Source organism: Bacteroidales bacterium (assembly GCA_012519055.1).
Taxonomy (GTDB): domain Bacteria; phylum Bacteroidota; class Bacteroidia; order Bacteroidales; family Salinivirgaceae; genus JAAYQU01.
This window is the reverse complement of the sequence record JAAYQU010000013.1, coordinates 69,930-81,968: the sequence shown is the minus strand read 5'-3', so window position 1 is coordinate 81,968 and position 12,039 is coordinate 69,930. Positions and strand designations below refer to the sequence as shown.

The 12,039-nt window shown below is 35.7% G+C and carries 7 protein-coding genes; 2 read left to right on the top strand and 5 right to left on the bottom strand.

Going from position 1 to position 12,039, the window contains the following annotated elements; genetic code table 11:
- Both GX311_02760 and GX311_02755 read left to right on the top strand, forming a co-directional pair.
- The coding region (locus GX311_02760) for a replicative DNA helicase (protein ID NLK15296.1) at positions 1-548 on the top strand (548 nt) is incomplete at its 5' end.
- Positions 549-588: 40 nt separating this feature from the next.
- A complete protein-coding gene (locus GX311_02755) occupies positions 589-1,848 on the top strand; it encodes an asparagine synthetase B (GenBank protein ID NLK15295.1) in 1,260 nt (419 codons plus the stop codon).
- A gap of 231 nt (positions 1,849-2,079) precedes the next feature.
- Here the strand turns inward: GX311_02755 and ruvC are convergent, their stop codons facing one another.
- The 5 genes from ruvC to GX311_02730 all read right to left on the bottom strand — a co-directional run bounded on the left by ruvC (position 2,080) and on the right by GX311_02730 (position 12,038).
- The gene (gene ruvC / locus GX311_02750; protein ID NLK15294.1) at positions 2,080-2,646 is read right to left on the bottom strand and encodes a crossover junction endodeoxyribonuclease RuvC; all 567 of its coding nucleotides are present in this window, start codon (positions 2,644-2,646) and stop codon (positions 2,080-2,082) included.
- Positions 2,647-2,660: 14 nt separating this feature from the next.
- Positions 2,661-3,935: a serine--tRNA ligase gene (serS, locus tag GX311_02745; GenBank protein ID NLK15293.1), complete on the bottom strand. Its 1,275-nt coding sequence runs from the start codon at positions 3,933-3,935 to the stop codon at positions 2,661-2,663.
- A gap of 118 nt (positions 3,936-4,053) precedes the next feature.
- Entirely contained in the window at positions 4,054-6,051 is a 1,998-nt protein-coding gene (locus tag GX311_02740; protein ID NLK15292.1) for an Omp28-related outer membrane protein, read from the bottom strand.
- A 158-nt stretch (positions 6,052-6,209) separates the two neighbouring features.
- The gene (locus GX311_02735) at positions 6,210-8,660 is read right to left on the bottom strand and encodes a phenylalanine--tRNA ligase subunit beta (protein NLK15291.1); all 2,451 of its coding nucleotides are present in this window, start codon (positions 8,658-8,660) and stop codon (positions 6,210-6,212) included.
- A 192-nt stretch (positions 8,661-8,852) separates the two neighbouring features.
- Positions 8,853-12,038, bottom strand: coding sequence for a UvrD-helicase domain-containing protein (locus GX311_02730; GenBank protein NLK15290.1), 3,186 nt, complete (start codon positions 12,036-12,038; stop codon positions 8,853-8,855).
- Position 12,039: the final 1 nt, after the last annotated feature.

Sequence of the window (12,039 nt, the reverse complement as noted above, 5' to 3'; positions counted from 1 at the left end):
AGTTAATTATAATTGACTATCTGCAACTGATGACTGCTGGACAGCAGGCTTCAAGAGAACAGGAGGTGGCAATGATTTCGCGGTCACTTAAAGCGTTGGCAAAAGAGCTGAACGTGCCTATTATAGCTCTTTCACAGCTTAATCGTGCGGTAGAAACGCGAACAGGAAATAAAAGACCTCAGCTGTCTGACCTGCGAGAATCTGGATCGATTGAGCAAGACGCTGACCTTGTTATATTTATTCATAGACCAGAATATTATAAAATAGACACCCTATATGATGGCACCGACTCTGACGGCAAAGCAGAAATAATTGTTGCCAAGCATCGTAATGGTGCAATAGGCGATATTATATTAAATTTCAGGTCGGAGTTTGCCAGCTTCACAGACATTAGAGTAGAAGGGATGGCTGATATTAGTAGTTTTGAAAACGAAGCACCCATTATTCAGTCAAAAATGAATGATGAGGTTGATGAATTTGTACCGGAGCTTTTAAATCAAAACAACAACGATATATTATTAGTTGATGACCCAGACATGCCTTTTTAGCCTAAATAATTTTCAAACAATTTGATATTAATAAGATGTGATGATAAAAAAGATATTTTATATTTTTTGTATCCTTAATATTACATTAACTTCGTATGCCACAGGGATTTTGATTCCTATGGATAATGAGCAGACTGACCATTTGCGAGCCTATGGAGTTGTTTATTGGGCGCTTCAGCAAGACGTTTCTGGCTGGTGGTTGCTAAACTATCGTGGAGGAAGTTTCCTTTTGCCTTACGCCAAAGAGATTGAGTCGGAGTGTCTGATTCGTAATGTGCGGTATCAAACAATATCATCAGCTCAGCAAGAGCTAATATTGCATGAAATCTCACAACCGGACGTAAATCAAGATGCAATACAGTTAGATAAAGCCCCACGCATTGCTGTATATAGTCCCAAAGAGGCTCTGCCATGGGATGACGCAGTTACTTTGGTTCTTACATATGCACAAGTACCGTATGATGTTTTGTACGATACAGAAATAGTTCTGGGCAAACTATCTGATTATGATTGGTTACACCTTCATCATGAGGACTTTACAGGTCAGTACGGTAAGTTTTATGGAGCATATGGTCACACAGCTTGGTACCAGAATCAAGTAAGAAACGCAGAAGACGACGCCAGAGCTTTAGGGTTTTCAAAAGTTTCACTATTAAAACTTGCGGTTGCAAAAACCATAAAAGAGTATGTGAGAAATGGAGGTTTTTTATTCGCAATGTGTAGTGGTACAGACTCTTTTGATATTGCTTTGGCTGCGGAAGGAGTGGATATCTGCCACCAGGTTTTTGATGGAGATCCTTATGATCCGGATATGAACTCAAAGCTAGATTACTCAAAATGCTTTGCATTTACTGATTTTACTTTAGTTTTAAATCCTTTAGAATACGAGTATTCCAATATTGATGTTACGCAAAACAGGAGAGTTTCAGAGAGTAACGATGTTTTTACTCTGTTTGAATTTTCGGCAAAGTGGGATCCAGTACCCACAATGCTTTGCCAAAACCATGAAACTGTTATCAAAGGATTTATGGGACAAACAACAGCATTCGATAAGCGTTTAATTAAGCCCGAAGTCCTTATAATGGGAGAAAATAAAGCACTTGATGAAGCACGCTATATTCACGGAAATTTTGGCAATGGTACGTGGACATTTTATGGTGGTCACGACCCGGAAGATTACAGACATTATGTAGGCGACCATCATACATTGTTGGAGTTGTACCCAAATTCGCCGGGATACAGATTAATTCTCAATAATATACTATTCCCTGCCGCTAAAAAGAAAAAGCTTAAAACGTGACAAGGAATTAGCAATTAGCAATGAACAATTAGCAATTACGAATAAATAATTATCTGAATGTTAAGGTGTTGTAGAGACATCATATTATGGCATCTCTATGTTAAAAACATAACCCACGTTATCAATTATCAATTAGCAATTACGAGTTACGAGTTATGAATGCGGTGCATCACCTTGTCCCTTTCACCTTTCACCTTGTTCCTTTTATACTTCGGCTTAGTCACCGTGTCGTCAACAAATTCTATCTTGATTGTTTTTTACAAAATTACTCCATGAATTTGCTTTGCCCTTGCTTTTGCCTCCATGAACGCTCTTGCTTTGATAATAGTGGCAAACTGCCACAGCTAAACCGTCAGTAGCATCATAAAATGATGGCTCATTTTCGATATTGAACATTTTCATTAACATGCCTGACACTTGTTCTTTTGAAGCATTTCCGTTTCCAGTGATTGCAAGCTTTACTTTGAGAGGAGCATATTCGTATATTGGAATCTTATAACTAAGAGCAGCTGCCATTGCAACACCTTGTGCGCGACCTAACTTTAACATCGACTGAACATTTTTACCAAAAAAAGGTGATTCTATAGCCAACTCATCTGGCGAGTATTGCTCAACCAACATCTTTGTTCGGTCGTAAATATAGGAGAGTTTTAAATAATGGTCTTTAATTTTACGTAAATCAATGATTCCTAAACTTATAACCTTTAAATCGCTACACGATGCATCAAGCAAACCGTATCCCATTATTGTGGTTCCAGGATCGATACCCAATATTATGCGAGACGGTGTTTGTTGCATTTTACTTTTTTAAATTAGTCAATAATAGAAAAACCAGTGTATGGTACTAATACATCAGGAATTACAATTCCCTTTTCAGTTTGGTTGTTTTCCAACAATGCTGCTACAATGCGCGGCAATGCTAATGCGCTACCATTAAGCGTGTGTACTAAGTTTGTTTTTTTTGTTTCCGCATCGCGATAGCGACATTTAAGACGATTTGCCTGAAAGCTTTCAAAATTTGAAACTGAACTCACTTCCAACCATCGCTCTTGTGCGCGTGACCATACCTCGAAGTCGTACGTTAGGGCAGAGGTAAAGCTCATGTCACCACCGCAAAGTCTAAGAATTCGGTAGGGTAGTTGTAGTTTTTTTACTAAGCTTTCGACATAGTTTACCATTTTTTCGTGTATCTCGTACGAATTTTCGGGGTGTGAAATGCACACTATCTCTACTTTATCGAATTGGTGTAGGCGGTTCAACCCTCTGACATCTTTACCGTATGAACCAGCTTCGCGACGAAAACAGGGTGTATAAGCGCAATTTTTTATAGGTAACTCTTTCTCTTCGAGAATCATATCGCGATATATGTTTGTAACAGGTACTTCGGCAGTTGGCAATAAATAAAGGTTGTCGGCATTTACATAGTACATCTGTCCCTCTTTGTCGGGGAGATTACCCGTACCAAAACCCGAATCCTCATTTACTAAAATAGGAGGTTGCACTTCTATGTAACCGTTGTTGATAGCTTCGTCGAGAAAGAAATTGATTAAAGCACGTTGAAGTTTAGAACCCCTATTTTTATATAGAGGGAAACCTGCTCCTGTAATTTTTACACCTAACTCAAAATCAATGATATCATATTTTTTAGCCAAGTCCCAGTGTGGCAGGTCGTCTGCTTTTGGTTTACTTACTGTTCCTCCTGAACGTATTATTTCGTTATCTTCTGCTGTAGATCCAACAGGAACTGAAATGTGCGGAATATTAGGAATTAGAACTAATAATTTTTCAAGAGCTGTTTCTGCCTCTTTTTGAGCGTCTGTTAAGGTTTTAATTTCATCTTTTAGAATTACTGTCTTCTCTCTGGCTGCTTCTGCTTCCTCTTTTTTACCCTCTTGAAATAATTTGCCAATAGTTTTGGATATATTATTTAGTTCGGCAGATGCATCGTCAGCCTTTTTCTGTGATTCTTTTCTTAAATCGTCGGTTTTAACAATTTCGTCAATAAGCTCAATATTTTTGAACTTTTTTTTCTCCAGCCCTGCTATTACTTGATCGTAATTCTCTTTTATTTGTTTTAATGTAAGCATGTGTAAACTGTTTTTCTTGTTTAGTTTCGAGTCTCAAAATTAGTTTTTTTTGTTCAGTAAACGATAAAAAAAAGAGGATTACTTTTATAATCCCCTTTTTTCTGGTTTTACGAATAAACTATTCGATAACTATTAATTGTTTAATTATTGATTTATCGTTTGTTTGAATTTTTACTATATAAACTCCCTGCATGTCACCAGTGGGGATAATATTATTAGATGGGTTTATTTTCTTAATTAAAACCATTTGTCCGTTTAATGAATAAACTGACACCTCTCCAAAATTAACTCCAGAAATTGTAAATGATTCTTTTGCAGGATTAGGGTATATTGAAATATTTGAATAGCCGTTTTCATATATTCCTACAGGACCGACTGTGAAATGAACAGTACGTTTTATACTATATCCTTCAACTGTTTTGGCATTAAGTGACAAACATACAACCGTACCATCGTTCAAAGTATAGTCAGGAACAATGCTAATTGTATGATTTCCATCAACAGTTGCGGTGTATGGTATAATTTGACCTTCATTTGTGTCTTTGTTTAATTCAACTGCAAAATATACATTGTCTTCGTTAATAACGTCTCCTTCAGGCGTATACATTTGAACATTTGGGAAGATTTTGAAAGGACCATTAGCGGGAGCACTAGTAGAGCCATCATACGGATTAAAATCAATCTCAATAATACTACTTACTATGATTTTTTTTGATATGCTTGAGCCTATTGTTGAACCCGGAATATCTAAAATAAGTTCATCTCCATATTTAACCCTTACGTATCCACCAGTGATTCCATCTCCGTAACTGTCAAATACGTAGATAGTGTAATTACCATCATCTATGAATAATTCGTGAGTTACCACTGAAGTGCTTGAGTAAGGACCTCCTTGGGCTATAATTGTGCCTGTTTCATTTTTTATATTCCAAGTGGTTTCTGAGCCATATTGATCAGGTTTTACCACTACTTTTATATCATTTATAGGAGCAGTAGGAGCTAGGTTTAAAGTTAAATTTAAACTGTTATTCTCGGGAGAAAAGTCTTCGTTCAGAATATTAATTGTCAGTGTGTTGGTTTGCTGAGCATCAAAAGTAATTTCAGGCAACACTATTTCGAATGTTTCTAGAAATTGAGGGTTTCCGTTCCAAGTGTAGCTATGAGTCTGCTCATTATTTACTTTGTATTCGATATCTAATGATGTTACACTATTTCCATAGCTTTTTACTGAAAATGCAGGTGCAATTTTTCCTTCCCAAACATCTGAATGGATAGAGTGTCCAACTATTAGATATTCAACGTCTGGCACGTTAACAATAGTAGGTTTAACTTGCAAACCTGAAATTATCTCTTGTTGTCCTTCTGCAACAAAAGCAGCAATCCTTAAATTCTCCAATAAAATGGGGATTTGGTTTAAGTGTTCGGGAATAGTGTATGTAAATGTGTTTGAATATAGAGAGCCAGCAGAAGTTTGGGTAATGTCTGCTCCCCATTGTCCTGTAATCATATGAATTAAGCGGTTATTATGCTCATAATTGCTACCGCCATTTGCCTGAAATCCGTATGTTTTGTCTTGTAAAAGAACAATATTAATTTTATTTGTTGAAACAGGACTGTTACCAGTATAATAAGCTTCAACATAAACTGTAATTTCTCTGGACAACAGGTCTATTTCGGCTGTTGCTCCAACATTTACATACGAAGATTCGCCCATAATTTGATTTGCAGCACTTGCCCAATAACCTCTACCCATAGCAGTTCCATTTGGGGGTGTCATAGAGTAATCAGGGAAAACATGACGATTTATGCTCCCTGCAGGAAACCCTGAAAGAAGAGATTGGTTAACCAATGCTGTACCAAAAGGCGTCCTAAAATCAGGTTGACCTGCACTTGGGTTTGAGTAATTACCAGCATGAATAGCAATAATAACAACCCTGGTCGGATTAGCATTATAGATCTGATTTGCAATTGTGGTGCCTTGAGGGCAAAAGCCGCAATTGATACCTGTGTATTGCTCTAAAATCACATTTTTGTTTTGTGGAGAGGTGCTAACAATTGTTTGTGCGCTAATTACAAATGGTATTAGCGCAAGAAGTGCGACAATAAATTTTTTCATACTAGTTTTGTTTAATTGTTAATAATAGCGGATAATTGAATGAAATTCTTTGTTAAGGAAATTACTTAACTAAGTATTACAAATTTATGCAATTCTTCCACAAACAATGTTCCATTTTTCTTTTTTCAAAGGAAAATAGAGCTCGAAATTTAGTTTGTTTATCTGAGTTTTGCTCCTACCTCGCGTTCAAAAGCATTTATTAGTTTTTGCATGGTATTGTCAATTTGCTCGTCTTTCAATGTTTTTGTTTCATCTTGCAGGATAAAACTAAGTGCATACGACTTATACCCTTCGGCTATTTTGTCGCCCTCGTAAACGTCAAACAGTCCAACGTTTTTCAACAACTCTTTTTCGGTTTTTGTAGCTATATCTTTCAGTTTATCAAACGTTATGTTTTTGTTTATCAATAGTGCTAAATCGCGTCTTACAGCGGGATATTTTGAAATTTCACGGAACTCTATTTTGTTTTGTTTGTATATTTTTAATAAAAGTTCCCAGTCTAATTCAGCATAATATATAGTTGTTGGGATATCGAATAGTTTGTTAAGTTTTTTATTTAAAATCCATATTTCGCCAACTTCTTTTTTTCTGCACACAAATTTTAATCCTTCACTGCACATATCGTTCTCGACTGATGATAGCTGTATAGAGTTTAAGTCGTTAATACCCATTCTGATAAATATATTTTCGACTATTGCTTTTAAATCAAAAAATGATGTGCGTGTTTCGGCCACATTCCAGTTTTGCTCACTTTGATTGCCGGTTGTAATCAAAGCCAATCTGTATACTTCTGAAAAAGACTTTAATGACTGTGCACTCTCTTGGTTGTCACGGAAGTAGGTTTTTCCGAATTCGAAAAACTTCATGTTTGGATGTTGTCTGTTACTGTTAAATCGCAATGTTTCTAGTGCTCCAAAAAGCAGCGATTGTCGCATACAGTTTAAATCTGAGCTTAATGGATTTATTATCCTAACAAGTTTTGATTCTTCGGATTTATTGAATTGTTCAAAATATGATGATTTTGTTATTGAATTATTCATCATTTCATAAAACCCAGATGCAGCCAACATGTCGCTGATTTTATCTTGCAATGCTTCAGGATTTGGCTTTGGGCTTTGTACCATCGACGATATGGTTTTTTCTTGCATTTCAATATTGTTAAAGCCGTATATTCGCAAGATCTCTTCGGTTATATCGGCTTCTCTTTGTACGTCAACACGATAAGGAGGTACTGAAAGCTTGTAGTTGATGTCGTTTATTTCTTCAACATCTATTTCTAATGATTTTAGGATGGTTTTAACAGTATCGGCAGGAATATCTTTCCCTGCAAAAGCGTTAAATTTGTTAAGATTGAAGTTGACAACAAAGTTCTCAGCTGGTTTTGGGTAAACATCTATTATGTTCGATGTAATTTGTCCGCCCGCAAGTTCTTTGATTAAGCTGGCAGCCCTTTTCAGTGCAACAACAACTATATTTGGGTCGGTGCCACGTTCATATCGAAACGATGCATCGGTTGAAATGCCATGAAAACGTGCTGTTTTACGTATTCTTACTGGATTAAACCATGCGCTTTCTAAGAAAACGCTCGTTGTTTTTTCGGTAATACCGCTTTTTAAACCTCCGAAAACACCTGCCATACACATTCCCTCTTCGGCATTGCAAATCATAAGATCGTTGGCGTTTAAGGTGCGTTCCGTTTCGTCTAAAGTTGTAAACTTTGCGCCTTGTGGTAATGTTTTGATTATTACTTTATTGCCTTTAATATAATCTAAGTCGAAAGAGTGCAATGGTTGCCCTAGTTCGTACATAACAAAATTGGTGATATCAACAACATTATTTATTGGGTTTAATCCTATTGCAGTTAGCTTTTCTTTAAGCCATTTTGGTGATTCTGTAATTGTTATATTTTCGATTGTCAATCCTGCATATCTAAAACAACCATCATTATCTTCAATTGTAACGGTTGTGGGATTTGTGGTTCGATCGATATTAAAGTCAGAAACATCTGGAAAACTGTAATCACGTTTTTCGCGAATGCTAAAATATGCTGACAAATCGCGCGCTACACCCACGTGCGACATAGCATCGGGGCGGTTTGGCGTTAATCCTATTGAGAATACGTAATCGCTTGTAAGATTGTAATACTGTGCTGCGGGTGTTCCGACAACGGCATCATCTGGCAAAACTAATATTCCTGCGTGTGATGAACCAATACCTATCTCTCTTTCGGAGCATATCATTCCCATTGATTCTTCGCCTCTGATTTTAGCTTTTTTTATCTCAAATTCTTTATCATCATCATATAGCTTTGTTCCAATTGTTGCCACAACAACCTTTTGACCTGCAGCAATATTAGGTGCGCCACAAACAATTGGCAAAATATTTGAGTTACCAATATCAACTTTTGTAAGGCTCAGATGATCAGAGTTGGTGTGTTTTTTACATTCTAAAACCTTTCCTATAATCAATCCTTTCAATCCGCCTTTGATTGATTCTATCTCTTCAATGCTCTCAACTTCAAGCCCTATCGAGGTTAATATTTCTGCTAAAGCTTCAGGGGTTTCTGAAAGTTTAATGTAATTTTTTAGCCAATTGTAAGATATGTTCATTATTCGGTATGTTTAAAGATATTTTAAAGAATTTTTGTCGATTTTAACACAACAATTTAACCAAACAAAAATATGAAAAATATATCATTCGTAGGACAATTAACAATTAACAGTTGTCAATCTTATTTAGGGAAGCTCATTCATTGTTAATTGCACACTTTGATTTTGCTCAGTGCGCCGCATTTATAAATGCTAATTGCCAATCACTTTTACTATATTGTTTTGAATCATATACCACAAATATGCAGAATCGATCTTTTTCCCTGCTTTTTCAAGAGTTTTAGCGTATTTATGAACTTGGTTTATATGGTCGTCTGATTGTTCATGAGTAAACTTATAATCAATCAAAATCCTTTTGCCATCTGATGTTTCAACAATTCTGTCGGGTCTGAGAAGTTTGCCATCAGGACTAATTAATACATGCTCATTGTATATTTTTGAGTCTTCCGAAAACCATTCAGATACTTGCGGTTGAGAAATAGCATCTTTTATTTTTTTGCTTATCTCAACTATTTCGTTTCGGCTTAATACGCCTGTTGCGGCAATTTTATCCACTGCCTTGTCTAAACTCAACAAAGTGGTAATCTGCTCCATAATTCGGTGCATGACAGTACCATATTCAATTCCTGAGAGTTCGGTGTCCTCATCTTTTGGATAAAAATTGCTGCTATTACGCACAGACACAGAAATATCGGTATCTACTGTTAATGAGTCAATAATATTCCCAGTTTCTTCTGTTGTATCACTAGCTTCGTATAACAATTTGTTATCTCCAAAGGTATATTTCAAGAAATTACTTTTGTCATCACAATCGATTATTCCTTGCCATTTATCTTGCTCATTAAACATGTTAATAATCCATTCTCCGACTGTGTTTGTGGCAGGTTTTTGTGTCGTATAAACTGAAAGCGAGGTTTTAGCCCGGGTAAATGCAACATAAATAATATTTAATGAGTCAACTACAAGATTAAAATACTCGTCGTATAAAAAATCTTTATAAGTTGAAAATTCGGCATTTTTATTAAACGGTGCAGAAACAGGAAATTTTGTATCGTTAATTTGGTCTTTAACCCAAACCAGCTCTTTGTTGCTGTTAACTATCCTCCAATCGACAAAGGGTAATATAACGTGTTTAAATTCAAGCCCTTTGCTTTTGTGTATCGTCAGTATTTGTATAGCGTTGCTTGTCGATGGTGATGGTATCTTGACATTTGAACTTTCGTCTTCCCAATATTTTAGAAATGTTTTTTGATCAGATGAGCTGTTTTCTAAATATTGTGTTATAAAATTTAGAAACCTTGAAAGGAAAGGAATTTCGTCTTTGTTTGTATTTAGCTTAAATATCTCGATTATTTTAATAACAGCATCGTATATAGTCGATTTTTTCAGATCTTCTATAGAGTCAAAAAATTCTGAAGGGAACAGTTTTTGCGTAGTTTGGCAAAAAAAGTTTTTAGTATCTGTTCCAAGCGTTTTAGCTACGTTCCACGCTGCTATCCAAATATAATACCCTTCTTTGGGGTTAGAAAGATATTTCAAAGTATTGATAATAGCATTAATAGCAATGCTCTTATCAACCGAAAGTACATCAGACATTGCAACTTGCAGATTGTGTTTTGTTATGTCAGAACTGCGAGAAAGTAATGCTTCTGCAATAATTTGACCATGTTCAGCTTTGCGAACTAAAATTGCAATATCGCCCTGTTGCACGCCACTGTTTAACATTTCTAACACTTGGGATACTACGGTGTTTACTGTTGTCTCTCTATATTCATCTTTTTCTAACGCAACAACTTGTACATAACCTTGTTTTTCCGTCTTGTGCGGATATTGTTGCTCATAATCTTTATATAGAGAGTCTAAATCGTTTCTGTATTTAACTGGTACGTTGGAAAAATACTCTAATGGCAACTTTTTCCTTAGTATATTAAAAGCTGTATTGTTAAAATCGATTATTGTTTTTGAGCTACGCCAGTTGTGACTTAGCACTTGGTTATCGATACCGAGGTTACTAAGCTCTTTATCAACCTGTTCGTTCAGAAGTTCCCAGTTGCCGTTTCTAAACCTGTAAATAGCTTGCTTAACGTCGCCTACAATCAGGTTATTAACGCTACCTTTTTGTTGTTGCGGATCGAACTGTGCCATGCTGTTAGCAACAAATGGTCGCAGATTGTCCCACTGTAATGTAGAGGTGTCTTGAAACTCGTCAATTAGAAAATGATTAAATCTGTTTGCAATTTTTTCAAAAATAAACGAGGTGTCGTTTTTGTCGATTATTTGTGATAGTAGGACAGGGGAGTCACCGATAACAAACAGGTTTTCGTTCTGTTTTATTTGGTTCATTTCGTACCAAATATTTGCAAAGAACAGTATATGCCACAAATTTCGGTGTGCGTTTTTAGCAAAATAGTATCGTGGATAATTGTCTGTAAAATATTGACAATCATAGGTAAATATTTGATTCAAACTATCGTAACCACTACCAATTTCTTTAAGAAAATCTTTTTTCAGAAATTTGTCCTTTTCTTCATCAATGTCTGTATCGAATAGCTTTTTTAAGTCATCAGTTTTAAATTTAAAACCGTTTGATACTGCATTATATAAATATTTAGCCCTTGTTCCGTTTTTTAAATCGCTTAGTTCGAAATTATAATGTCTTAATCGTTCTTCGAAAATGTTTGTACGTCTTTTCAATTCATTTTCAAAAGTGTAGAATTGCGTTTGCAATGTTTTTTGGTACGTTTGAACAATATTTTTAAATTCTTTATCACCAATTTTTATGAAAGCACTTTTTAAGTCTTCGCGCAATATTTTTTCAACAAATTCAATAATTGCGTTATGGAAAATGTGGCTTCTGTTTTCATCTATCACTTCGCTTTTTACATATTCTAGGAACAGATTGAACAGCTCTTCATCATCACTTGTTTTGTCCAGCATGATTTCAACAGCACGCGACAATATTTTTTTCTCGTCCATTTCAATTCTGTATCCTGCGGGCAGTCCAAGTTCACGTGCAAGGCTACGAATTATGCGTTGGAAAAATTGATCGATTGTTGTAATCGAAAAATTAGAATAATCGTGTAATATAGATGATAGTAGCTTTTGTGAACGGATTTGCAACTCCTCTAAACTTATATCTAATTCCTTTGAAATATATTTGGCATGCTCTGATTGTGAGATATTTGAAGATAGTAACCTTAGCTCATCGACAATGCGTTGGCGCATTTCGGCTGTTGCTTTTCTTGTAAAAGTTATGGCTAAAATATGAGTATAATTTTTCTCCGTCTCGAGCGCTAAAGTCAAATAATGCCTTGTAAGCATAAATGTTTTGCCCGAGCCGGCTGAGGCTTTGTATATTGTTAATGCTTTTTTACTCATG